This window comes from Planktothrix sp. (genome assembly GCF_046067725.1).
GTDB lineage: Bacteria > Cyanobacteriota > Cyanobacteriia > Cyanobacteriales > Microcoleaceae > Planktothrix.
Window position 1 is genome coordinate 1 of the sequence record NZ_JBJUDF010000011.1, and the last position, 23,855, is coordinate 23,855.

Annotated in this window: 16 protein-coding genes and 1 rRNA gene; 10 read left to right on the forward strand and 7 right to left on the reverse strand. The window is 39.0% G+C overall.

Annotated features, from left to right (window positions below):
- Positions 1 to 374 precede the first annotated feature (374 nt).
- A complete protein-coding gene (locus ACKPEB_RS00515; RefSeq protein ID WP_408962803.1) occupies positions 375 to 947 on the reverse strand; it encodes a DciA family protein in 573 nt (190 codons plus the stop codon).
- Between the two features lie 153 nt (positions 948 to 1,100).
- Here ACKPEB_RS00515 and ACKPEB_RS00520 point away from each other — a divergent pair, with 153 nt between their 5' ends.
- From ACKPEB_RS00520 to ACKPEB_RS00535, 4 genes are all read left to right on the forward strand, one after another.
- Positions 1,101 to 2,372 carry an SPOR domain-containing protein gene (locus ACKPEB_RS00520; protein ID WP_408962804.1) on the forward strand — a complete coding sequence of 424 codons (1,272 nt, stop codon included), beginning with the start codon at positions 1,101 to 1,103 and terminating at the stop codon, positions 2,370 to 2,372.
- 115 nt (positions 2,373 to 2,487) lie between these two features.
- Positions 2,488 to 3,249, forward strand: coding sequence for a PspA/IM30 family protein (locus tag ACKPEB_RS00525; RefSeq protein ID WP_408962805.1), 762 nt, complete (start codon positions 2,488 to 2,490; stop codon positions 3,247 to 3,249).
- Positions 3,250 to 4,062: 813 nt separating this feature from the next.
- Positions 4,063 to 4,374 carry a glutaredoxin 3 gene (gene grxC, locus ACKPEB_RS00530; RefSeq protein WP_408962806.1) on the forward strand — a complete coding sequence of 104 codons (312 nt, stop codon included), beginning with the start codon at positions 4,063 to 4,065 and terminating at the stop codon, positions 4,372 to 4,374.
- A gap of 388 nt (positions 4,375 to 4,762) precedes the next feature.
- Positions 4,763 to 6,832 (forward strand): elongation factor G, encoded by a 2,070-nt coding sequence (locus ACKPEB_RS00535; protein WP_408962807.1) that lies wholly within the window; start codon positions 4,763 to 4,765, stop codon positions 6,830 to 6,832.
- Between the two features lie 66 nt (positions 6,833 to 6,898).
- On the opposite strand, the gene blaOXA is transcribed toward ACKPEB_RS00535, so the two are convergent.
- Positions 6,899 to 7,768, reverse strand: coding sequence for a class D beta-lactamase (gene blaOXA / locus ACKPEB_RS00540; RefSeq protein ID WP_408962808.1), 870 nt, complete (start codon positions 7,766 to 7,768; stop codon positions 6,899 to 6,901).
- Positions 7,769 to 8,100: 332 nt separating this feature from the next.
- Here blaOXA and dprA point away from each other — a divergent pair, with 332 nt between their 5' ends.
- Positions 8,101 to 9,237 (forward strand): DNA-processing protein DprA, encoded by a 1,137-nt coding sequence (gene dprA / locus ACKPEB_RS00545; RefSeq protein ID WP_408962818.1) that lies wholly within the window; start codon positions 8,101 to 8,103, stop codon positions 9,235 to 9,237.
- A 6-nt stretch (positions 9,238 to 9,243) separates the two neighbouring features.
- On the opposite strand, the gene ACKPEB_RS00550 is transcribed toward dprA, so the two are convergent.
- The 4 genes from ACKPEB_RS00550 to ACKPEB_RS00565 form a co-directional block, all read right to left on the reverse strand.
- Positions 9,244 to 9,543, reverse strand: coding sequence for a hypothetical protein (locus ACKPEB_RS00550; protein ID WP_408962809.1), 300 nt, complete (start codon positions 9,541 to 9,543; stop codon positions 9,244 to 9,246).
- Positions 9,544 to 9,598: 55 nt separating this feature from the next.
- Positions 9,599 to 9,829, reverse strand: coding sequence for a type II toxin-antitoxin system ParD family antitoxin (locus tag ACKPEB_RS00555; RefSeq protein WP_408962810.1), 231 nt, complete (start codon positions 9,827 to 9,829; stop codon positions 9,599 to 9,601).
- 46 nt (positions 9,830 to 9,875) lie between these two features.
- Positions 9,876 to 11,048: a methyltransferase domain-containing protein gene (locus ACKPEB_RS00560; RefSeq protein ID WP_408962811.1), complete on the reverse strand. Its 1,173-nt coding sequence runs from the start codon at positions 11,046 to 11,048 to the stop codon at positions 9,876 to 9,878.
- A gap of 84 nt (positions 11,049 to 11,132) precedes the next feature.
- Positions 11,133 to 12,095: a glycosyltransferase family 9 protein gene (locus ACKPEB_RS00565; RefSeq protein ID WP_408962812.1), complete on the reverse strand. Its 963-nt coding sequence runs from the start codon at positions 12,093 to 12,095 to the stop codon at positions 11,133 to 11,135.
- Positions 12,096 to 12,174: 79 nt separating this feature from the next.
- On the opposite strand from ACKPEB_RS00565, the gene ispD reads away from it, so the two are divergent.
- The 4 genes from ispD (at position 12,175) to ACKPEB_RS00585 (ending at position 19,698) form a co-directional block, all read left to right on the forward strand.
- Positions 12,175 to 12,888: a 2-C-methyl-D-erythritol 4-phosphate cytidylyltransferase gene (ispD, locus tag ACKPEB_RS00570; protein WP_408962813.1), complete on the forward strand. Its 714-nt coding sequence runs from the start codon at positions 12,175 to 12,177 to the stop codon at positions 12,886 to 12,888.
- 75 nt (positions 12,889 to 12,963) lie between these two features.
- Positions 12,964 to 13,497, forward strand: coding sequence for a hypothetical protein (locus ACKPEB_RS00575; RefSeq protein ID WP_408962814.1), 534 nt, complete (start codon positions 12,964 to 12,966; stop codon positions 13,495 to 13,497).
- A 247-nt stretch (positions 13,498 to 13,744) separates the two neighbouring features.
- Positions 13,745 to 19,276: a PAS domain S-box protein gene (locus ACKPEB_RS00580; RefSeq protein WP_408962815.1), complete on the forward strand. Its 5,532-nt coding sequence runs from the start codon at positions 13,745 to 13,747 to the stop codon at positions 19,274 to 19,276.
- A 50-nt stretch (positions 19,277 to 19,326) separates the two neighbouring features.
- Complete coding sequence (locus ACKPEB_RS00585) at positions 19,327 to 19,698, forward strand: response regulator (protein WP_408962816.1); 372 nt, start codon at positions 19,327 to 19,329, stop codon at positions 19,696 to 19,698.
- 260 nt (positions 19,699 to 19,958) lie between these two features.
- On the opposite strand, the gene ACKPEB_RS00590 is transcribed toward ACKPEB_RS00585, so the two are convergent.
- Positions 19,959 to 23,126: a valine--tRNA ligase gene (locus tag ACKPEB_RS00590; RefSeq protein ID WP_408962817.1), complete on the reverse strand. Its 3,168-nt coding sequence runs from the start codon at positions 23,124 to 23,126 to the stop codon at positions 19,959 to 19,961.
- A 240-nt stretch (positions 23,127 to 23,366) separates the two neighbouring features.
- Between ACKPEB_RS00590 and rrf the strand changes: the two genes are divergently transcribed.
- A 5S ribosomal RNA gene (rrf, locus tag ACKPEB_RS00595) occupies positions 23,367 to 23,483 on the forward strand.
- The last annotated feature ends 372 nt before the right edge of the window (positions 23,484 to 23,855 follow it).

Here is a 23,855-nt window from a genome sequence, read left to right on the forward strand (position 1 = left end):
CTTTTCCCTTGACATATCAAGAGTGAAGACTCTACTCTAATAGTAGAGCAAGGATGTTCCTCGCTGATTAGGTCGGATGTTCCGACCTCCTTAAAAAAACAAGTTGCCAATGGCGAGAAAAAGGCAACCACTGTGATTATCTTTGTTGACTACAGAAAGCTGCGAAAAATCTTGGCAGAGCCAAAGACTGTAATGGTCGTAGCCGTCAATTCGGACGAGGTGCTTGGCACTCCTCAGAGTCTCGCACTCTCCTCTAATATTGCTGTGAAGCCGTTCTGGAAACAGTAGGGGGCAACTCCATGAATACCGAGCAATCGAGGCTAGACAGGAGAATCCCACGCGGTTCACCCCTGGGAGTGTCAAAAGCAAGTTCATCAGCTTTCTAAATTTTGCATTGCACAAAGGCGACACACTGACCAACGAGTCAATTCTCCGGGTGGGGTGGGACAGTGACATTGAGGACATAACGGCAAATGTTGTGATCGCTGTTGTACCGTATGCGCCCACTGTTGAAAAGCCGTTAAAGGCGTAACAGCAGAATTGATACAAGATTCTGTTACGATCAAAGGAAACTCAACCCGACTGGGATGATTGTGCCAAAGTTGAGAAAAATCATCTGAAGGAGACGTTCGGGAAACCCGTTGTTGATCCTGGGCTGGATATCGCCATTGCGCGGTAGAAAATTTAATATCCTCAACGGGGAATAATAATTTCTGATTCAATCGATACAGCAGTTGCATTCGTTTTAAGGTCAACTCTTGAGACCAAGTGGCACTCTGAGTGGCAATATTCAAGATCCCCCGATGCCAACTCACCGGACGACTATGAACACGAGCACGAGTTCCCACAATTTCTGGCCAACATTCACACAATTGTTGAAACTGTTGCTGTTCAGGGGTGAGAATTTGAGATTGAAGACAACGTAAGATTTGATGGAGGGATTGCATCTTGAACAATTTGAGCGAAAGGGATAAAAAATAGATCAACTGGCTGGTTAGCCGATCATCCTAAAAGATTGTCAATCATAGTGTTTGATCCAGAAACCTTTAAACTAAAAATCCTAATTCTAAAACCAACAACAAGCGGGTAGGAGTTTAACAATGAGTCAAGCCTCTGGGATGAAGTCCCCTGAATCATCACAGCTAGAATTAAAGCCTGAACTAAAAGCCGTTTTAGGGTGTTTAGATGTACAACTAGAACCCGAATTAACCCGTTATCGGCGTTATCGACGACGCACCAAACAAACGTCGCCGGACTCAACAGAGCAAACGAACCCCCAATTTCAACAATTACCCGATGCGGTCGCCGTGGCCGTGAATGAGAAAGCCGCATCTGAAGGGAAACTCTTTGAACCCCAAAGTCAATCTTCCGGTTGGGAAACCGTGGTTCCATCCCAACCTGCCTTCTTAGCCATTTCTAGTCCAGGCACAGAAACAAATGAATCGAAAACCAATCCTGCGGTTAGTTTTAACTTAAAGTCACCTGCCCCGCCCCCAAAGCCCTCGGATGGATATTTAGAATCAACGCAAGCCTTGATCAAAAGTATAGAAGAACGGCGTTCTAACCCATCGGAAAAACCGAGTTTGATGGCAAGTTTATTAACACCGATGGGAATTGCCTCAATGTTCCTATTTTTGTTATCCTGTACCGCTTTAAGCTATGTGCTTTCATCCCCAACGACTCGTACCAGCTTAGGGTTAAATCGATTTTTTTCCACTCCTACCCCAACGACTCCCCTCACTCCAACTCCTCCCCCGACAACGGCAACCACAGACCCAGGACTTCCCCCCGCAGATTCCCTGTCTCCTAACTTAGCGGCGAAAGAATTTGTTAACTTGGATTTAGATACCTTAAGCCATATCAATCCTAGTCCCAATGCCCTTCCTACACCTGGTGTTACTTCCTCTGTACCCCCCAGCCCCACGACTACCTTACCCGCACCGTCAAACAACCTTACCTCGCCCAATGACCCCGGTTTAAATAATCTCAGTCAAGAACTGTTACCGAAAAAACCAGCAACGGTTGTACTCCCGACTCCCACAGTTCCTCCCGTTACAGGGCCAAGAACCAGTCGCGCTGCTGTACAACCGGGTGGAGGTTCCGTCTCAAGAGTGGCGGCTGCACCGACTCCACCCAAAGCTACAGAACCGATCAAATCTCAGGATGGCTATTATTATGTGGTTTTAGATTACAAAGATGAACGTTCTTTTGAGCAAGCTAAAGAAGTGATTCCTGATGCTTATATTGCCGAATTCAAAACCGGGAAAAAAATTCAAGTCGGTGCTTTAAGCGATGCCGCCTCCGCTAAACGCCTGCGGGATGAGCTACAAGTCCAAGGGATCACCGCTTATTATGATGTGCCAAAACCGTAAATTGTAAAACAGTTTCACTAGGAACCTCTCAACTCGGAACAGACCAATGAACTAGCGTTAAACTGTAGACAGAAGTGATCGTAGAACCGTATAGCATCAAAGGAATAACAGCGTCATGGGATTATTTGATCGGATTACTCGTCTGATAAAAGCCAATTTGAATGATTTGGTCAGTAAAGCTGAAGACCCGGAAAAAATTCTGGAACAGGCGATTTTGGATATGCAGGAAGACCTGGTGCAGTTGCGTCAGGCTGTTGCTCAAGCAATCGCCAATCAAAAGCGCAATGAACAACAGTATAATCAAAACCAATCCCAAGCCAATCAATGGGAAGCTCGCGCTAAGTTAGCTCTACAAAAAGGGGATGAAACCTTAGCCAGAGAAGCGTTGCAGCGCAAGAAAAGTTACACAGAAACGGCAAATGCGATTAAATTGACCTTGGATCAGCAAGCAGGTCAGGTGGATGCCCTGAAGCGCAATTTAATTCAGTTGGAGAGCAAAATCTCGGAAGCTAAAACCAAGAAGAATATGCTCAAAGCCCGGGCACAAGCAGCAAAAGCCAACGAACAGTTACAAGGCCTATTGGGAAATATTAACCCCAGTGGCGCAACGGCAGCGTTTGAGCGCATGGAAGAAAAAGTGTCATTGATGGAAGCGCGTTCTCAAGCCGCATCTGAATTGACAGGAAATGATTTTGAAAACCGATTTGCAGCGTTGGAAGCCTCAAGCGATGTGGATGCCGAATTAGAAGCTCTGAAAGCTTCACTTTCTCCGGCTTCAGTTCCCCCGTCTCTACCCCCTGGATATACAACGGCGACGAATACAGCCCCTGTGGATGATGAATTGGAAAAGTTGAAAAAGGAATTAGATAAACTATAAGCCCTAATTATTAGCCGTTGCCGTGTTTGGGCTTTTTGTTAGGGGTCAAGGGTGAATTAACCATTGACTCCGATTAGTTATGGAAAGCCCCTATCTGAAAATCTTAAAAAAAACTCCGCTCCGTTCACCCATCAATTTTATATCATTTCGCTGTATAGTATTAACGAGTCTGATCCGGTACTTGTACTTATAGCAATGATGCCAGGGTTTGTTATCAACAAATTCCCCTCAGTGGTTTTCTCAAAGGGGATTATGTTGCTAATCTTGAGGGAATTGATAGAAGGAATTTCGGGGCTGTAGGACTAATATCAAAAAACTGAGTGGATCAGAAAATTGATAGATTAAGACCCTGAAAATTAACGCAGGAACTAAAGTTAACCCGCCTGAATTAGTTTGTTGTTAGCATCCTGAATAAAACCCGCAAAAACCGCAGATCAACTTCATGACTTAACTTAATTTTTATTCAATAGTATTCCTGAACAATGGCTAAAGTGCGTTTGCTAATTCTTAGTTCATTTGCGGCGGGTTTTGGGCTATGCTCAATTGTTTTTTCCATCTTTACGATGATGTCTGAGTTCAATTTTTCCACCGTTTTCCGCTTTCTGTTAACGTTAGTTTTTTTTGTCATTAATTTTTTATTTTCCTTACATTACTATGGATTAATGTTAAAAGAATTTAAACAGATTAATAAAATGAAAGCTCGACTAAAACGATTGAATTATGATTTTTAAGGGAACCTAGAGCGATCGCAACCTTAAAACTCAGAATAGATTAACCTTAAAATAATAGCTAATTGATAGCGAGGAATTAATCATGTTAGATGCCCTTAATGCTTTATTCGGTCGTCATCCTGAACGAAATCAAGCTAAAGTTGAAATCTATACTTGGCAAACTTGTCCCTATTGTATTCGAGCTAAACTCTTGTTATGGTGGAAAGGGGTTAATTTTACCGAATATAAAATTGATGGGGATGATGGAGCAAGATCTCAAATGGCTGAACGAGCGAATGGACGCCGGACAGTTCCCCAAATTTTTATTAATCATCAACATATTGGCGGTTGTGATGATCTCTATCAATTAGATGGGGAAGGAAAGTTAGAACCGCTATTAGCTGAACCTGCTTAATGTTTCTCCCCTAACCCGTCTTCTGACCGGATAGGGGAGAAGGAGTGACCCTTTCACCCTTCAGAATTGCCATAACCTACCTCAACCGAATTCTTAATATTGATTTACAAAACTTGCAATAAGTTCATAATGTTTTTTTTAATGAACAAGATGTTAACTTTGGGCAAAAACGCTATAAATTAAAAAGTAAGCGAATCAAGAAACCGGAATTAAAAAGGAGTGTCAAAAAGTTCCAAGGGAAGCGATTCAACAGATATTGATCTACAACCAGTGAATTCGTTAAATTTAACAATTCCTTAATTTTTGGGACTCTATCCTCAACGGTTGATCCTGATTTTCTGAGGTTTTGTCCTCAGAATGAGTTGTTTCTATTTGTGGAGAAAAAGATATGTCAGAAACTGTTACAAACTGCCGTAATGTTGCAATTGTCGGCCCCTATTTAAGCGGAAAAACGGCACTTTTAGAAAGTATTTTGTCGGTGACGGGTGCGACAACCCGCAAAGGAACCGCAAAAGATGGCAACAGGGTCGGTGATAGTTGTGCAGAAGCCCGTGAACGGAATATGAGTGTAGAAGTTAATGCCGCCAGTACCGAATATGGCGGCATTCGCTTTACATTTTTAGATTGTCCGGGGTCTGTGGAATTTGCTCAAGAAACCTATAATGCGTTAATTGGAACCGGGTTAGCCATTGTGGTTTGTGAAGCAGACCCGAACCGAATTTTAACGTTATCTCCCTTGTTCAAATTCTTAGATGACTGGGAAATTCCCCATCTGGTTTTTATTAATAAAATGGATCGGGTTTGTACCGATGAGGAACGCTGCATCACCAGTTTTACTGAAATTTTAAACGCCTTAAAAGCGGTTTCCACTCGTCCGATTGTTCCTCAACAATATCCCATTGGTCATGCTGAACAATTAGTCGGTTTTATTGATTTAATTAGCGAACAAGCTTATCATTATCATCCGGGTGCCCCCTCTGATCCGGTACCGCTTCCAGAACCTCTTAAAGAAGCTGAACACGCTGCCCGTCAAGCGATGTTAGAGGAGTTAGCTAATTTTGACGATCATCTATTAGAAGAATTATTAGAAGAAATTGAACCGCCTCAAGATGAAATTGTCAAAGATTTAAAAATGGAATTAGGGGCAGATTTAATTGTTCCTGTCTTAATTGGAGTCGCTGAACAAGATCATGGAGTGCGGGCGTTATTAGATGCGTTAGTTCGGGAAGCACCAGAACCCTCTGTCACCGCAGAACGACGGGGATTAAAATCTGCTGAAGCGTTGCCCATTGCCCAAGTTCTGAAAACCTATTACACCCCCCAAGGCGGTAAACTTTCCCTGGTGCGGGTTTGGCAAGGAGAACTCACCGAAGGTCAAACCTTAAACGGGGTGCGACCGGGGGGGATGTATCGAATGATGGGACAACAAACCCAAAGCATACAAACGGCTAAAACCGGGGATATTGTCGCGTTAGCGCGGATGGAAGGTATTCAAACGGGGGATACCTTAACCACTGAACCGAGTAAATTAAAATCTTCTCTCCCGAAAGCTAAGGTTTTACCTGCGGTTTATGCCTGGGCAATTACCCCAGAAAATCGCAAAGATGAAGTTAAAATTAGTGCGGCGCTGTCTAAACTTTTAGAGGAAGATCCTTCATTAAGTTGGGAACAACATGGAGATACCCATGAAATTATTTTATGGGGTCAAGGTCAAATTCATTTACAAGTCACTTTAGATCGGTTACGGCGTAAATATAATTTACCCATGGTGACTCATTTGCCTCGAATTCCCTATAAAGAAACCATTCGTAAAACGACGAATTCTCACGGCCGTTATAAACATCAAAGTGGGGGTCATGGACAGTTTGGAGATGTGTATTTAGATATTAAACCTCAACCTCGTGGGGAAGGGTTTAATTTTAGTGAAACTATTGTGGGTGGTGTGGTTCCTCGTCAATATATTCCGGGTGTTGAAATTGGGGTTCGAGAATATTTAGAACAAGGGCCGTTAGGCTTCCCGGTGGTTGATGTGTCTGTAACTTTAACCAATGGTTCCTATCATTCAGTGGATAGTTCGGAACAAGCGTTTAAACAAGCGGCTCGGTTAGCAATGCAGTCAGGAATGGAGAAATGCGAACCTGTTTTATTAGAACCCATTACGTCAGTTGAAATTTGTGCGCCGAGTGATTTTACCTCTCAAATGTTTCAGTTAATTACCGGACGTCGGGGGCAAATTTTAGGCTTTGAACCGATGTCGGACTGGAAGGGATGGGATAAAATTTCTGCTTATATTCCCCAAGCGGAAATGCAGGATTTAATTGTAGAATTGCGGTCTTTAACGTTAGGAGTGGGTTATTTTAATTGGCAATTTGACCATTTACAAGAAGTTCCTGATAAATTAACAGAACGGATTTTATCAACGAGTAATGGCAATGGCAATGGCAATGGGAAGTCGTAAGGTTTAAGCCTAAACAGGGGAATGATAATCAATTACTATTTTCCCCTGTTTTAATTTCCTTTGCTTTTAGGGTTCAGTTTCCAAGGCTAATGACAAATCTTGCAGACAAAGACGGGTTAACTTTTGGCGAGCACTGGCATCTTCTGGCTTGTGAATATCAATATTAGTGGCAAAGAAATAAACATTTTGATTTTGTTCTAAATAGCCCACATACCAGCCAATATTGGGGGTTTTTTTGCTGTCCCAACCTGTCTTAGCTCGGATGATATAGTTAGGAGTCTTTTCAAAAATCATAATATCTTGTACAATAGATATTGACCGTTGAGAAAACGGCAACTCATTGTTGTAAAAACGGCGGAGAAATTGAATTTGCTCTTGAGGAGTAATTCTTAATTCTCCCCGTAACCAAAATTGATCAATTTCTTCGGGTTTACCAATCATTTGATTACCATATTTTGCTTGAGTGACCCAATATTTCATTTGTTCATAACCCACACGCCGCGCTAGAATTTGATAAAACCAAACCGCAGAAACTTTGAACGCTTCTCTTAGGTTTAAATCTTGGTTCCATCCCGCAATTGAGTGTTGGGTTCCATCCCAAGGTAGAATGGTTTTTTCATCAGCAATTGCTTGGGTTTCGAGGGCAATTAAAGAATTAAGAATTTTAAAGGTAGAAGCTGGTAAGAATTGAGTTTGATTTCGAGTAGGGTTATACTCATAAAAGCGATTCTGATTTAAGTCATAAATAATAATTGATCCTTCAATTTTTAGATCTTTAAAATGACGCTCAAAATTTGGGTTTAAATTCTGGTTTTGAGCAATTTTATCAAGACTTAAAATATTGGTTTTTACAGAGGAATTAGTTGTTAAAGGTTGAGCTTGAGTTGTTGGTAAAAACAAACTAATAATACTACTAAATCCCAATAAAATAGCCATGATTTTTAGTTGCTTAAGCTTTAAAGTCTTTATTTTGAATAACACGGTTTGAGCCTCACTCAATATAACTGAAAGGGATAAGAAACACCAGAACAGAAAGGAAAAACTTGACTATCTCTGTTTGAGTATCAATCTTTCTCCTAACCGTTAGGCTAGATTAAATTATTTTAGGGTTTAAATGTTGCTAATGTTAATAAAATTAAGTACAATTATTCTAGTTTAGCATCGTTAGCTTAACTACGGTATCATTTTGATCTATCAAAAAATCATATTTGCTAAATCAATAAATAATTGACGGTATGGTTTTGTTAAAAAAATAGAGGAGTTTAACCATTGTGGAAGAGCGAGGATATTGGTTGGCTTGGTCACAAATGAATGGCGTAGGCTCAATTTCAATTCAACGTCTAAAACAGCATTTTAAAACGTTAGAAACAGCTTGGAAAGCAACGGCTAACGAGTTAATACAAGTTGATGGTTTTGGGAAACAAACCGTTGAAAAAATTATTCAACAGCGATCACAATTTAACCCCGAAGAATTCCTCGAACAACATACGGTTAAAAACCCTAATTTTTGGACTCCTGCTGATTCTGACTATCCTCGATTATTATTAGAAATCCCGACATTTCCTCCAGTTTTATATTATCGAGGGATTGTTGAACTCCAGGAAAATCAAGGCATTACGCCCATAGTTGCTATTGTTGGAACTCGTACTCCTACAGAATATGGACGACGATGGACTCGTAAAATTAGTATAACCTTAACTCGTCGGGGATTTACCATTGTTTCAGGAATGGCGGCGGGAATTGATACAGAAGCTCACCGCAGTTGTTTGGAAGTTGGAGGACGAACTATTGCTGCATTAGGAACTGGAGTTGATATTGTCTATCCTAAAGAAAATCGTCAACTCTGTGAACGGGTAATGAATCAAGGTTTATTAATCAGTGAATATCCGGCTGGAACTAAACCCAACCCCCGTCATTTTCCTCAACGAAATCGGATTATTGCGGGGTTAAGTCGGGCTACCTTTGTGATGGAAGCTCCTCAAAAATCCGGCGCATTAATTACCGCCCATGTCGCGAATGAATTTTGCCGAGATGTGTATGTTTTACCCGGACGTTTAGATGATGAAAATTCCCAAGGTTGTTTAAAATTAATTAATGGGGGTGCGAGTATGATTCCGGTTAATTTAGAGGAATTATTAGAACAATTAGGAGCCATGCCTCCTTTAGATACACCGCAACAATTATCGCTATTTGATACCCAACCAGAACCTCCAAAACCGTTACCAGATTTAGACCCAGAATTAACTCAAGTGTTGCAAGTGCTGACCTCTGAAGCAACAGCTTTTGATCAAATTATTGTTCATGTTAATTTAGAGGCTGGAAATGTATCCGCAGCATTATTACAATTAGAATTATTCGGATTTGTTGAACAATTACCGGGGATGCGGTATCGAAGAATTGATTAAAATTGTTTAAACGCTTCTGGAGCAAATGTTATATTCTTTATTCCATTCTTCAGGCGTAAAACTCACCAAGTTAGTCTTTGTCTCAATATTTTGAATCGCAGTCATTAACTGGTAACGATTGGCTTCAGTAGATAGCAAATATTCTGTTTCATCTTGTTGAATAGATGGGTTAGTTTTTTCCTCAAAAACATCTTGTTCAACTAAAACAATCACTTCAACAACCGTTCCTTCTGCTAACTCAGATGTTTGAATCTCGATTTTACCTTGTTTACCAACGATCACTTGCTGTTTAATACCAGTTAACATGATCCAACTCTCATGGTGTTATACGTCATATTAGTTAGCTTAACTTAGAATCAGATTAAAGGTGAAAAGAACTGCGTTTGTGTTCCCACCAGTCATCTGTTACTTCCAAGGGTTCACCACTATCTAAGCCTTCTAATAACAATGATTCTATCTGTTCTGCTTTTGCTTTTTCTTGACACAGTAGATCTAAAATGTATTCATTAACAGTTCCATAACCGCCTTTATCAACTTGTTGAGCTACAAACGCTTGAATTGAGTCCGGTAGGGAAATATTCAGGATTGTCATGATTTCAACCTCCAAAAAATCCTATTTTATCTGATAAAAATCAACGTTAACAACAACTCGAACTCGATGGAGAACAGCAGGAATTATCGGAATTTGTGATGGTAACGTGATAATTTTTGCCTTTGGTTTCTTCGGGTTTGCGAATTACATTACGACTACAATCAAACTCTGGGGCTGATTCTAAAGGAATCGTTTCATGGGGTAAAATTCCTAAAATATCTTGATGATAGGGGCCGTTTATGTTAGTATAAATGTGGTAGGTTTTATCACAAACTGCCATCCGTTCACCGCGATATAAAATATGTCCGTCATCGTCCATCACTTGTTTCCAAGGCCCTTTATAAATCACGGCTTGATTGACATCTAAACAGGGGCCGTCTTTGCCTTTAAACGCACAAACGGTTAAAGAACGAAATTCAATGCCATCAATCACTTGCCAAGGTTCTTCCTGTCGAGCTAAGATTTCAATTCCATAAAATCCAGCTTGTTCAAAGCGTTGTAAAAATTCATTTTCTCGAAACGCTCCCGCAATACAGCCACTCCACAAATCGGGATCATTTAAAATAGTAGAAGTCGGATCTTGATCACAAACAATATCCGAAATAACCGCTCGTCCGCCTCGTTTTAACACGCGATAAATTTCTTGAAACAGTTGATCTTTATCTTGGGGACGGACTAAGTTTAAAACACAATTAGAAATCACTACATCAACGGTATTATCGGCAATTAAAGGAGCGTGTTGACGCAGGCGATCGCATTCTAACTCAAATTGTGTAATTTGTTCGACGGACTGAATGGGATGGGCTGTTAACCACTGTTGAACTTGATCTAAATCTAAGGCTAAATCCTGAATTTTTGCTTTAACAAAGCTGGTATTCCCATAGCCTAATTTTTCGGCAATTTCTGCTTGATAGCTACGAGATAAAGACAACATGGTCTCATTAAAATCGACTCCAATAACTCGACCATTTGCCCCAACTTTTTGAGCGATCATATAACAATTTTTTCCCGCTCCCGAACCTAAATCTACAACAATTTCTCCGGGGTTAACATAACGAGTCGGATCGCCACAGCCATAGTCTTTTTCAACAATTTCTTGAGGGATAATGTCTAAATATTGATTTTCTTGATATTCCACAGGACAACATAGAGAAGGTTGTACCGTTGTTGCTCCAGCTTTGTAACGTTCAATCACCGTTTCTTCAATATTGTAATTCATCGAATTAAGAATCAGAACTAAAAGGAAATAAGCTAATAACTAATAACTGACTGTGGGCGGGGTATTCCCGCCCCTACCGCTAAATTAACTGCCCCAGATTTTTTTAATTACTTCATCGGGAGAGATATCAGACATTTTTCCAGTAGGAGATTTAATGCCAATTACGCGATCGCTTTTGGGTAATAATTTAGCAGGTTCAGTGGGGCCAAATAATGCAATTGTATAGGTTCCCACCGCAACAGCCAAGTGCATCGGGGCACTATCAGTACACAACATTAAATTCGCCGAAGCGATCATCGCCGCCAACTTGCCAATATCCTCCGGTCGGGTGACTTTAACATTCGGACAAGATTGAACAATTTCGCGTACTAATAAGCCATCTTCTGGCCCTTGAACAATCACAACGGGAAGGTTAGGTTGTCGTTGTTGAATATCTTGAATAATTTTTTGCCAACTCGCAACCGGGTAAATTTTATCAATACCTTTTTGTTGCGCTAACTGACTAGAGCCCCCATGAATCAAAATATAACCACTGTCCTTGATGCCTAAACGTTGTTGTTCCCCATCGGCCCAGTCGAGATCCGGTTTCGGAACATTAATGGATAATCCAGAGAAGGGGGAGGTAATTTGTAACCCTTTGAGCAGGTCATAATACATTTCGGCGGCGTATTGTTCGGGTTTCAAGGAGACGGGGTTACTGATAAACATCTCTTCACCGCCTCCGGCATATCCAACGCGAGTGGGGATACCTGTTAACCACAATAATAATCCCACCGTCCAACGTTGACCCAAGGATAAGACCACTTCATATTCTCGGTCACGGACAATACCGAGGAAATTTCCCCAGTCCGCTAAACTGTTCCGTTCCTTGAAATCATACGTTAAAACTTCGGAAACTGACTTACAAACTCGATAAGCTCCCTTGGCCCTGGGTTCTACCATAACAGAAATTTGGGCTTCAGGATAAGCTTGCTTGAGGCCATCAAGCGTTGGGAAAAACAAGATTTGATCGCCTATTCCACCGGGGACAAGGGCTAGTATTCTCATTAGTAAAGAGTTAATCTACAAGATCAGCTTAATTCTAATATGAAGACAGAATTAACAATCTTACCTCTAAATTTTCACAATGCACTTATTAATTCCAGCAGCAGGGATGGGGCGACGGATGGGGAGCGATGGGCTACGCCCAGGCGGAGGCTATCGCAACAAATTACTCCTGACGTTATTGAGTCAACCGTTATTGGCGTGGACACTTTTATCGGCGGAAGCGGCAACTTGTATTCACTGGATCGGGATCATGGGTCAACCAGTGGATTTTCCTGAGTTTAAGGACATTTTAGCTACTGTTAATTTAAGTAAACCTGTGGAGTTAATTGTAGGGGGAGATACCCGTCAACAGTCAGTTTACAATGGCTTACAAGCCTTACCCAGCGATGCTGAACAAGTATTAATTCATGATGGTGCTCGATGTTTAGTAACACCGGAGTTATTTGAACGCTGTGCACAAGCATTACAGGAGTATCAAGGGTTAATTGCCGCTATTCCGGTCAAAGACACGATTAAAGTAGTGGATGAGGATGGATTAATTTTGGATACGCCTGAGCGTAAACAGTTATGGGCGGCACAAACTCCCCAAGGCTTTGATGTAAAACTATTAAAAGACTGCCATGAGCAAGGACGTCAACAAGGGTGGGAAGTCACCGATGATGCGGCATTATTTGAAAAATGTGGGTTATCGGTTCATATTGTGATGGGAGAAGAAACCAATTTAAAAGTTACCACTCCTGTCGATTTAAGTGTGGCTGAATTTATTTTAAAAGCCAGACACAATCATCTGTAGGGTTAAGGTTATCCCACCCATCATCAGTTATCAGCAGACCATCAGGAATACTCAACCATCAACTTTAATTAATTTATGATGAATAAAACCGCACCCAAAAAAACTCGGAAATCTGCCTTAATTGATGAGTTTATTAGTTTATCAATTGTTAATTTGTATTTGGCTTTATCCTTTAGTGTTTTAATCACGTTGAATTCTCTGGCGTTATTAAAACATGGGATTGACGCTTTTAACTATGGGGTTGCGATTGTTGGAGCTTTAATTATCGGAAAAGTGATTGTTTTATCTGAAAAATTGCCGATTGTAGAACACTATGCAGATAAACCTCTAATGATTTCAGTGGGTTATAAGTCAATTTTATTCACAATAATTGTTTTAATTTTTAATGTTGTAGAACATTTTATTATCGGTTTGTTTCAACACGAATCTATAGATCAAATTTTAATACATTTGAAAAATCATTTTTTTCAAATCGATATTATTTATCAAATTTTCTGCTTATTTCTGGTGTTTATTCCTTTTTTTATAACACGGGAATTAGATGAAATTTTAGGCAAAGGTAAATTATTTAATTTATTTTTTAAAAAGAGAACGTTAAACCTAAATTAGATAGATGCGCATAAGATAGAGTTCCTATAGTTGAAAGATCAGTCAGTAAAAATACGGAATTAGATTCTAAATAAATTCAGTAAAAATACAATGGAAATTAAAGGAGAATCACGCTATCCTAGTAGAGATTCGACCCATCTCTACTCTTGGAAGCCTTCAGTGCCAAACCATATTTTTACACCGGCTCTAAGTATCAAGATACAATGAATTTATAAAATCTATGTCTCTTACTACATCTGAATCGTCTATGGCTCTAACACTTGGTTGGTTAGATAATTTAGAAGCTGCTATTATTCCAGATCCTATCAAGGTCGCACCCGATACTTTATTAGACGAAGTAATCGCATTAATTGCTAAATCCAGAGGCAGTTGTTGTCTAGCTTTATCAGAACCGAACTCCTTGGAAGCTGCAAAACAAGAAGGCCGAGGCAGTTGTGTTATTATTGTAGAGAATCATCAACCGATTGGTATTGTAACAGAACGAAATATTATTCAATGGATTGCCAAGGGTCAACATACAGAAAATATTAAAGTTAATCAGGTCATGAGTCAACCTGTTGTCACCCTTCAATATGAAAAAAAACAGGATATTTTCGCGGCTATCAATCTATTTCGAGATCATTCTATCCGCCATTTACCAATTGTTGATCAAGAAAACCTGATTGGATTAATTACCTATGATACGATTCGAGGATGTTTACAACCAGAGGATTTATTGCGGTTCCGAACTGTTTCTGAGGTGATGAATTGTCCAGTGATTGTTGTAACCGACCAAACTCCTTTATTAAGAATCGCACAACTGATGGCTAATCATCGCATTAGTTGTATGGTAATTGTAGATCAAGATTCTCCTCAGCATCCGGTCGGAATTATTACAGAACGAGATTTAGTTCAATTTCAAAGGTTAGGATTGAATTGGAATCAAACCTTAGCTGTAGCGGTCATGAGCTCCCCTATTTTAACGCTAAATCCTGACGATAGCTTATCAGTTGCTCATCAAATAATGGAATCCAAGCGCATTGGCCGTTTAATCATCACGGGAAACCAGGGAGAATTATTAGGACTGATCACACGCACTAATATTTTAAAGATATTAGAGCCTTTAGAAGTTTATAATGTTATTGAATTGTTAGAAGCAGAAGTTAAACAGTTACAAGATGAAAAAATAAAACTGTTAGAAAATCAGAATTTAAACCTCCAACAAGAAGTCAAAAAACAGAACGAAAAACTCTATTATCGAGAACAAGAATTTCAACTGATGGTTGAAACGGCTCCTGATATTATTTTTAGAATTGATTTGGATTTAAAGTATCTCTATTTTAATCATGCTGTTGAAAAATTGGTGGGAGTTCCGGCTCAAGATTTAGTCGGTAAATATCCAGAAGAACTAGGGGTTGATCAAGACGTAATTGAGATTTGGAAAGGCTGTCTTCAAAAGGCAATCGAAACGAAGAAAGAACAAACCATTGACTATCCCTTTCCGACTATTAACAATTCTATTTGGTATCAAACTCGACTCGTTCCTGAATATTCCCCCGATGGAACTTTAATTTCTTTTTTGGGAATTGCGAGGGATATTACCCAGCAAAAACAAGCCGAAAAAAAACTGTATCAACAATTAGAACTCGAAAAAATATTATACAAAATAACGATTAATATTCGTCAGTCTTTATCTTTAAAGGAAATTCTCCAAACAACGGTGACAGAAATTAGGCAAATCTTAGACTGTGATCGAGTTTTAGTGTATAAATTCGATGCACAATTTAATGGTCAAGTTGTTGCAGAATCTGTTACTTTTCAAGAAAATAGTATTCTAGGTATTTCTTTAGAAGATACTTGTTTTAAAACGGGTGGCGCCAAACATTATTTGCAAGGCAAAAAAAATGCTATTAATAATATTGAAACCGCCGATATTTCAGCTTGTTATTACAAGTTACTGTCTAATTTTAATGTGAAAGCAAATTTAGTGGTTCCCATTGTCATTAATGATCCTGTCTGTGATCATCAGTTATGGGGATTATTAATTGCTCATCACTGTGCTACACCTCGTCAGTGGAGTCCTGATGAATTAAATTTATTAGATCAACTGGCTGTTTCTATTGCTATTGCGATTCAACAGTCTCAACTTTATCAACAAATTAAATATGAGTTAAAAGAACGCTGTAAAGCCGAAGATGCGTTAATAAAATTGAATAGTCAATTAGAGCGAAGAGTGCGAGAACGAACCGTTGTTTTAAGCCAAACTAACCAACAACTTTTAAATGAAATTCAAGAACATCGGAAAACCGAGAAAAAATTAGAAGAACAAAATGTCAAGGTTAAATTATTTACAGATATAACCCTGAATATTCGTCAATCTTTACAACTCGAAGAGATCTTGCAAACGACTGTAACTGAAATTCGTCGTATTTTAGATTGCGATCGCGTTTTAATCTATCGAATTTTCCCAAAAGGAAAAAAACAAATTATTACAGAATCAGTCATTGATCCAGAATTATCCCTGCTCAATCAAACCTTAGATAATCACATTTTTTCTGATTCTTGTATGGGATTTTATAAACACAAAAAAGTCAAAGCAATTGATAATATTGAAGAAGCTTATCCTTTAGATCAGCCTGAAACTTTATGTATGAGAAATTTAATGGAGCAATTAAAGGTTAAATCAAAATTAATTGTTCCGGTTTTTCAAAATGGTATAATTTGGGGCTTAATGGTGGCGCATCAATGTCATAAAATGCATTATTGGACAAACTTTGAAATTGAGATTATGGAGCAAATTTCTGAGCAAGTAGGAATTGCGATCGCCCAAGCTCAATTATTAATAGATTTAAGAGAAAGTCAAGAAGAGTTAAAGGATTTATTTGAAAATGCTAATGATTTAATTCAATTGGTTTCCCCTGAAGATGGGCGTTTTATTTATGTCAATAGAGCTTGGAAAGAAACTTTAAAATATAGCGATGAAGAAATTAAAAACTTATCCATATTTGATTTAATTGATTTTGAAAATTCCCCTAAATTTCATGAGGTTATTGAGCAATTAAAAACCGGAGCCATTAGTCAATATAATTCTATCGAAACAACTTATGTTACGAAAACAGGAGAGACTGTTATTTTAGAAGGCAGTGCTAACTGTCGCTTTGAAGAAGGTAAACCAACGGTAATTCGCGCTTTTTTGCGGGATGTTACCGCTAAGAAACAAGCCGAGAACAAACTCAAAAGTGTCCTACAAGAATTAACTGATCATAAAATAGCCCTGGATGAAATGGCAATTGTAGCCATAGCAGATCATAATGGGGTGATTAATTATTGTAATCATAAATTTTCTCAGACTTATCAATATTCATCCCAAGAAGTTGTGGGGCAAACCTTTAGTTTAATTAATTCAGGTTATCATCCTTCGAGCTTCTTTAAACACCTTTGGTCTACTATTAGTCAAGGAAAAGTGTGGGGAGGAGAAATTAGAAATCAAGCCAAAAATGGAGATTACTATTGGGTTGATACCACCATTGTTCCGTTTTTGGATGATCAAGGTAAACCGTTTCAATATTTATCGATTATGTTAGATATAACCGAACGGAAATTAGCGGAAAAAGCCTTACAAATTAGTGAGGAACGTTGGCAATTAGCTGTTCATGGAAGTAAAGATGGAATTTGGGATTGGAATGTCCAAACTAATGAAGTCTTCTTTTCTCCTCGGTGGAAAGAAATTCGAGGATTTAATGAAGATGAAATTATAAATAACTTAGAAGAATGGACATCTCGAATTCATCCCGATGATGCTGATAAGTTTTGGCAAGAAATACAAGATCATTTCCAAAGAAAAACCCCGTTTTTCATGGCTGAATATCGGGTCAAATGTAAAGATAATTCCTATAAATGGATTTTAGATCGGGGTCAAGCTCTCTGGGATAAAAACGGCCAAGTGATTCGCATGGCAGGTTCGGAAAGTGATATTAGCGATCGCAAATTAGCAGAAGCCAAACTCTTAGAATTAAATCAACTCCAACAAGCCATTTTAGATGGAACAAATTACGCGATTATTTCGACGGATATCAATGGAATTATTCAAGTTTGGAACCAAGGTGCAGAAAATTTGCTCGGTTATCAAGCTGAAGAACTGATTGGTAAAAAAACTCCTGTTATGATTCATGATCCTCAAGAAATTATAGAACGTTCCTATAGTTTATCTTTAGAATTAGGAACTCAAATTGAACCGGGTTTTGAAGTTTTTATTGCGAAAGCACGTCTCGGAAAGATTGAAGAACGAGAATGGAGTATGGTTCATAAAAATGGAACAAAATTTCCGGTTTTACTCTCGGTTTGTTCCTTGCGAGATCCCATCGGAAATATTACTGGATTCTTAGGAATTGCTCAAGATTTAACAGAAAGAAAACGCAGTGCTGCCGAAATCAAAGTGGCGGGAGAACGGTTTCAGTTAGCTGTTCAAGCTGCACAAGATGGCTTTTGGGATTGGGATTTTATCAAGGATGAGATTTATTTTTCTCCCCGTTGGAAAGAGATGATTGGCTATAATAATGATGAATTACCGAATGATCTCTCCTCCTGGGAAAAAGTTATTTTTGAAGAGGATAGAATTGCAGCAATTAAATTGATTGAAGACTATAACCAAGGTCGAGTGGATCGATTTCAAATCATTCAACGTTTTCATCATAAAAATGGCTCCACCGTCTATATTTTATCGAGAGCCATTCATCTGAAAGATGACCAAGGAAACGTGATCCGCATGGTGGGTGCTCATACGGATATTACAGAACTTCAGAAAGCACAAGAAGTGTTAAAACAGCAGTTAGCTGCCATTGAAGCTGCTATTGATGGTATTGGGATTTTAAAAGACGGGCATTATATTTATTTGAATAAAGCTCATGTTGAAATGTTTGGGTATAGCCATCCCCAAGAATTACTAGGGAACAGTTGGGAAGTGCTCTATAAACCGGAACAAATTCGTTATTTTCAACAGCATACTTTCCCGACTTTATTCCAACAACGTCATTGGCAAGGACAAACCATCGCTCAACGCCGAGATGGAAGTATCTTTGCTGAAGAAATTTCACTGACTTTAACTGATGATGATTTATTAATTTGTGTTTGTCGAGATGTGACTGAACGCTTAAAAGCGGAAGAAAAAATTAAAGCTTCACTGTTAGAAAAAGAAGTGTTATTACGAGAAATTCATCATCGAGTTAAAAATAATCTTTATGTGATTTCTAATTTATTAGATTTACAAGCAGATACGTTAGAACAGGAGGAACAACGGAATTTATTTGCAGAAAGTCAAAATCGGATTCAAACCATGGCATTAATTCACGAACAGCTTTATCAATCTGATGATTTATCCCAAGTTAATTTTGCGAATTATATTCAAAATTTAGTAGAAAAATTAAGTTCATCTTATCAACCAAAAGACTGTAAAATCAATATTAATCTGGATGTTGAACCCGTAACTTTAAATTTAGAAACGGCGATTCCCTGTGGATTATTAATTAATGAGTTAGTGACCAATGCGTTTAAATATGCTTTCCCTCACTCAACAACTGGAGAAGTTGAAATTAATCTAAAAGTAGATTCTGAACAGAAAATTTATTTGAAAATTAGTGATCATGGAATCGGGATTCCAGAGGATGTAGATTGGCAAGATAGTCCTTCTTTGGGATTAAGATTAGTTAATATTTTAGCAGATCAATTAGAAGCAACCTTAGAATTAGACTGTAGCCAAGGTACAAGTTTTACCCTAATTTTTCAAGAACAAAGTTATAATTAAGATGTAATATTAAATGAAGATTAAATTGACATTGATATGGTTTTAAACAGATGACAGCCACCATTTTAATTGTTGAAGATGAGTTAATTGCCGCCGAAAGTATTGCCCGGAGTTTAAGAAAACAAGGGTATACAGTGATTGCCCGAATTAATTCAGGAGAAAAAGCCTTAGAACAAATCGCTAAAAAATGCCCGGATTTAATTTTAATGGATATCCACTTACGGGGAGATTTAGATGGGGTAGAAACCGCAAAACGCATTCGAGAACAATACCAAATTCCCATTATTTATATTACTGCTTATTCTGATAGCTCCACCATTGAACGTACAAAAGAAACCAATCCTTCGGGATATTTAGTTAAACCGTTTAAATCCCAAGAGGTAATTGATATTGTAGAAAAAGCTTTACAATCTAGTGGTTAAACTAGGAAAATAGTTTTACTTTTTCCAGGGTAGTTTAGTTCCCATTTCTGTTAAGGCTGAAAAAATTAAATAAAGTGTTAGGACAGCAATTCCTAATATAAACAAACCTAAATCTTGATTAATCATAATCCGTTTTTGTGATAGTATAGTCTTCCTCTGTATCTGTAGAGACGTTGTATACAACGTCCCTACGCGGGGTTGAGGAAGCATCTGTAGGAGGGAGTTTAGAATCTAAATCGCTGATTGTCTGTTCCCTATTATTATGAAAATTGACTTAACCGTTCTCGCAGAATTTCCGCTTGTTTTTCAGCTTCTGCTAAATTATTGCGGGTATTTTCCACCACTTCTGGTTCCGCACGGTTAACGAAATTCGGGTTATTCAAATTCCGTTGAAACCCTTGAATTTCTTTTTCAACTTTAGCCAATTTTTTCTGCAATTTAGTTTGGAATGCGACTAAATCTACCACCCCAGCTAACGGCATTAACACCTGAACTGTTCCCACGACTCCAGCAATAGTTTGACCTTCATTTTCAGTTAATTGTTCTGTAATGGTTAAGGTTTCAACTTTGCCTAATTCTTGAATATAGGCTTGCCCTTGTTTCAAGATATCCTGTTCTTTGCGGCTTTCCGTTTGCAGAATAGCATGGACTTTAATTTTAGGTTTAATATCCGCTTCCGCTCGTAAATTTCTGACAGTACGAATTGCCCCAATAATTAACTCAAAATCAGCCTCTAATTTCGGGTCAAAAATGGTAGTAATTTCCGAAGCAGAATCTTGAGAAACAGAGGAAAAACGGTTAGAAACTTGAAAATTTGAATCAACAGGTTTGACAGGTTCTTCACTGCCGATAAATTCCGTTTTCAACTGTTGTAGAATTTTCCCTAGTTCTTCTCGTTGAGATGCCTTCAACAAATAATGATACACAAACCAACCGGAATATCCCATCCCAATTAATTCAAACATACTCGGTAGTAAGGGGATTTCATGAATAGCATTCAACGCCGCTACAAAGCATTTAACTGTTAAAAAGGCAACGAAAAATAACCCGGTCAAAATTAACGGTTTTTGATATTGTTTCAAGAAATCTTCTACCAGGTCGGGTAATTCTAATAAGGTACTCAGAACTTGACCAACCATTGAATCAGGATCTTTAACAAATTTGCCTAACCGTTGTACTTCTAAGATTTTCTCTTCGACCACAACCGGATAAGCTTGTAATGCTAAACAATGTTCTTCCCCTGTTTGCGTTAAACTATGCCAAATTTCTTCGGTAATATGGGGCATAAAGGGATGGAGCAGTTTTAAAATCCCTTCTAAGACATAAGCTAAGGTTTGTTGAGCAACGTGACGAGATTCGGCATTTTCTCCTTGTAAACGGGGTTTGGCTAGTTCAATATACCAATCACAAAAATCTCCCCAAATAAACTCATAAATGCCTTTTGCCGCTTCACCAATGCCGTAATTTTCCATCTGGTTACGGGTTTGTTTAACAGTTTGGTTAAAGCGAGACAAAATCCATTGATCACTGAGTTCTAACTGATTAATATTCGGTTCTCCTAACTGTTTTGGCGTTTTCCCGTCTAAATTCATCATCACAAACCGAGACGCATTCCACAGTTTATTGGCGAAATTTCGAGACGCTTCAACGGAGGCAGATTCGTCAGTTTCTCGATTATATTCTAAGCGAATATCCTGTCCGGCACCGATGACTTCTTTCATTAAGGTAAACCGGACAGCATCAGTTCCGTATTTATCAATTAATAATAACGGATCAATCCCGTTTCCGGCAGATTTTGACATTTTCTTACCCTTTTCATCCCGGATTAACCCGTGAATATAAACGGTTTTAAAGGGCATTTTTCCGGTAAAATATCCCCCCATCATCGTCATCCGAGCCACCCAGAAAAAGATAATATCAAACCCGGTTGATAAGGTGGCGGTGGGATAATATTTGCTTAAATCTAAGGTTTGTTCTGGCCATCCCAAGGTTGAAAACGGCCATAAACCGGACGAAAACCACGTATCTAAAACATCAGGATCTTGTTCTAAAATGACCTGTTCTCCGAATTTTGCGATCGCTTTTTCCTTCGCTTCCGCTTCAGTTCTCGCCACAATAAACGGCGTTTTATCCGTTATTTTACCCTCGGTTTCACTAATAGCATACCAAGCGGGAATTTGATGACCCCACCACAATTGTCGAGAAATACACCAATCTTCTAATTTAACTAACCAATCTCGATAAACCTTCGTCCAACGTTCAGGAACAAAAGCTGGAGAATCATGATTATCTAAACAATTTAAAGCTTTATCCGCCAGAGGTCTAATCTTAACAAACCATTGAGTTGATAATAACGGTTCTACCGGAACTTTACCGCGATCGCTATAGGGAACCGTATGTTTATAATCTTCAACTTTAACTAAAAATCCCAAATCTTTGAGATGTTGAACGACATTTTTTCGCGCCACAAATCGATCCTGTCCCTGGAATGGCCCTGCATTTTCATTCAGAGATCCATCCTGATTCATAATATTAATCATGGGGAGTTGATGGCGATGACCCAGTTGAAAATCATTCGGATCATGGGCGGGAGTCACTTTCACACAACCCGTACCAAAACTCGGATCAACAAATTCATCCGCAATAATCGGAATTTCCCGTTTCATAATCGGTAAAGTTACAGTTTTTCCGATTAAATCTTTATAACGAATATCATTCGGATTAACTGCAACCGCCGTATCTCCTAACATGGTTTCCGGTCGTGTTGTTGCTACTTCTACATAACCGCTACCATCGCTTAAAGGATAGCGAAAATGCCACAAATTACCGTCAACTTCTTTATTTTCAACTTCTAAATCCGATACCGCCGATTGACTCGCCGGACACCAGTTCACTAAATATTTACCTCGATAAATTAAGCCATCTTCATATAATCGAATAAAGGCTTCTAAGACTGCTTTTGATAATCCTTCATCGAGGGTAAATCGTTCCCGCGTCCAATCACAAGAAACCCCCAACCGTCGCAACTGATTAACAATCGTTCCCCCCGATTGTTCCTTCCATTCCCAAGCTCGTTCTAAAAATTTTTCTCGTCCTAAATCGTAGCGGGTTTTGCCTTCGGCTTTGAGTTGTCGTTCTAAAATTGTTTGGACTGCAATACTCGCGTGATCCGTCCCCGGCAAATACAAGGTGTTATAGCCTTTCATGCGATGATAACGAATCAAGGCATCAATCAAAGAGTTATTAAAGGCATGACCCATGTGCAGACTTCCCGTGACGTTAGGCGGGGGAATCATAATGCAATAGGGTTCCCCCGGTTGGTTGGGGTCAGCTTTAAACACCTGATGATCTTCCCAATACTGTTGCCATTTGGCTTCGGTACTGAAGGGTTCGTATTTTGTGGCTTGGCTTGGGGTCGTTGCAGTCATGGGTTTCGACAAGATGGACAATTTTAGACAATCCTTTCTATTTTGCCACATTTCGGCTAGAGGACGGCTCCCTGATGCTAGAAACGCTGCACCGCTTGGGTTTGAGGGATGTCAATTTTTTTTTGAAACAGGGGTTGACATTCCGAGAAAAAGCGAGTAGATTAGTAAATTGTGAGGAGCAAGCAAACAAGACAAAAAAAGCTGTAACTCCTCAAAGTCAGTGAAAGTTTACAAAGCTTTCCTGGTGCCTATGGCTCAGTGGAACCACTCCGATCCATCTCGAACTCGGCTGTGAAACGCTGATACGGCGAAGATACTTGGCGGGTAGCCGCCTGGAAAAATAGCTCGGTGCCAGGTTAATACTCAAAAACCCCCTTCCAGTGGTAAATCGGAGGGGGTTTTTGGTTTTTAAATTCAGAAATTTTTGATGTGTCACTTCCCTAGAAATTAATGTTTAGTTTTTCTAATTAAATTTTCAAGATAGTTTTGTTTATTAAAAGTTTGTCAGGAAATCTGGATATTTTATTGAGAATAGCTTTCAAAAAGTTGACGAGTTTATGGGGGTTCTGGTAGACTATAAAAAACACCACCCAAGGGGTTATTCTGTCTATCGGTCAAAATCAAGGCTGAAACCCTGATGCTGTGGTGAAATACATGGATTTTCTGACAAAATTTCAATCTGACGATGCACGAGTTTTGGGAGTGACCCAAATCAATGGCTTGACAAAA

Bases quoted from the DNA above. Each gene is read 5' to 3' on its own strand.
- ACKPEB_RS00535 (WP_408962807.1), top strand. From the start codon at position 4,763: ATGTCAGAAACTGTTACAAACTGCCGTAATGTTGCAATTGTCGGCCCC.
- ispD (WP_408962813.1), top strand. From the start codon at position 12,175: ATGCACTTATTAATTCCAGCAGCAGGGATGGGGCGACGGATGGGGAGC.
- ACKPEB_RS00590 (WP_408962817.1), bottom strand. From the start codon at position 23,126: ATGACTGCAACGACCCCAAGCCAAGCCACAAAATACGAACCCTTCAGT.
- ACKPEB_RS00555 (WP_408962810.1), bottom strand. From the start codon at position 9,829: ATGACAATCCTGAATATTTCCCTACCGGACTCAATTCAAGCGTTTGTA.
- ACKPEB_RS00520 (WP_408962804.1), top strand. From the start codon at position 1,101: ATGAGTCAAGCCTCTGGGATGAAGTCCCCTGAATCATCACAGCTAGAA.
- ACKPEB_RS00515 (WP_408962803.1), bottom strand. From the start codon at position 947: ATGCAATCCCTCCATCAAATCTTACGTTGTCTTCAATCTCAAATTCTC.
- ACKPEB_RS00565 (WP_408962812.1), bottom strand. From the start codon at position 12,095: ATGAGAATACTAGCCCTTGTCCCCGGTGGAATAGGCGATCAAATCTTG.
- ACKPEB_RS00585 (WP_408962816.1), top strand. From the start codon at position 19,327: ATGACAGCCACCATTTTAATTGTTGAAGATGAGTTAATTGCCGCCGAA.
- ACKPEB_RS00560 (WP_408962811.1), bottom strand. From the start codon at position 11,048: ATGAATTACAATATTGAAGAAACGGTGATTGAACGTTACAAAGCTGGA.
- blaOXA (WP_408962808.1), bottom strand. From the start codon at position 7,768: ATGGCTATTTTATTGGGATTTAGTAGTATTATTAGTTTGTTTTTACCA.
- ACKPEB_RS00575 (WP_408962814.1), top strand. From the start codon at position 12,964: ATGATGAATAAAACCGCACCCAAAAAAACTCGGAAATCTGCCTTAATT.
- ACKPEB_RS00580 (WP_408962815.1), top strand. From the start codon at position 13,745: ATGGCTCTAACACTTGGTTGGTTAGATAATTTAGAAGCTGCTATTATT.
- ACKPEB_RS00525 (WP_408962805.1), top strand. From the start codon at position 2,488: ATGGGATTATTTGATCGGATTACTCGTCTGATAAAAGCCAATTTGAAT.
- grxC (WP_408962806.1), top strand. From the start codon at position 4,063: ATGTTAGATGCCCTTAATGCTTTATTCGGTCGTCATCCTGAACGAAAT.
- ACKPEB_RS00550 (WP_408962809.1), bottom strand. From the start codon at position 9,543: ATGTTAACTGGTATTAAACAGCAAGTGATCGTTGGTAAACAAGGTAAA.